Source organism: Pseudosporangium ferrugineum (assembly GCF_003002065.1).
GTDB classification, from domain to species: Bacteria; Actinomycetota; Actinomycetes; order Mycobacteriales; family Micromonosporaceae; genus Actinoplanes; species Actinoplanes ferrugineus_A.
Genome location: NZ_PVZG01000092.1, coordinates 1 through 1,021, shown reverse-complemented (window position 1 = coordinate 1,021; position 1,021 = coordinate 1). Strand labels below are relative to the sequence as shown.

The 1,021-nt window shown below is 59.4% G+C and carries 1 protein-coding gene; it reads left to right on the top strand.

The annotated features are described in order from the left end of the window. Positions 1-1,021: AMP-binding protein (locus CLV70_RS38890; protein WP_146164374.1), on the top strand; the 1,021-nt coding region annotated here is incomplete at both ends.

The following is a 1,021-nucleotide window of genomic DNA, read 5'->3' as shown; positions in this document are numbered from 1 at the left end:
AGCGCCCGCAGGCCACCGCGGTGGTCTTCGAGGACCAGCAGCTCAGCTATGCACAGCTCAACGAGCAGGCCAACCAGCTGGCCTGGGCACTGATCACACACGGTGTCGGCCCCGAGGGGCGGGTTCTGCTGTGCATGGATCGTTCTGCTGAGTATGTCGTCGCTTGCCTCGCGGTTTTGAAGGCAGGTGGGGTGTATGTGCCGGTCGATGTTGACGAGCCGGCTCTGCGCTTACGCGAGATGGTTGATGATCTGGCGCCGGTGGCAGCTATTACTGACCGTGAGGTGCCTGAGAGCATCGCGGATAGATGTCCGGCCGTTCTTACTGTTTCTGACGGGATTGGGCAGGAGAACGTATCCGGTCCGGCGAGGTCGATTGGTTCCGACGCTCTTGCGTACGTGATGTTCACATCCGGATCTTCCGGCAGGCCCAAAGGCATTGCGGTGACTCACGGCAACGTGTGTTCCTTTGCGCGAGACTCTTGTTGGCGAGGGGAAACCTCAATCGTCGCGTTGTTCCATTCCCGGCAGTCATTCGATGCTTCTACGTTCGAGCTCTGGGCTCCGCTGGCTAATGGCGGAACGGTCGTGGTGGCCGGCGAACGTCCGTTGGATGCTGCAACCGTCCGGCGATACGTCAGCGAATACACACTGACACACCTATGGCTCACGACGGCCGTGTTCAATGCTGTCGTGGACGCCGATCCCACCTGTTTCACCAACCTGCAGCAAGTATGGACCGGGGGCGAAGCAGTTTCCGCCGAACGTATCAATGCCACATTAAACGCTTCCCCCGATCTGTCTGTCTTCAACGGCTACGGGCCTACGGAGACGACGACGTTCGCGACGTTCGCGAATGCGAGGGAAGCGGTTAGGAATTCGAGTCCGGTTCCCATCGGGTGTCCGATGGATAACACGCGGGTGTATGTGCTGGATTCGGGTTTGTTGCCGGTTCCTCCGGGTGTTTCTGGTGAGTTGTATGTGGCTGGTTTGGGTGTGGCGCGGGGTTATTTGAATCGTCC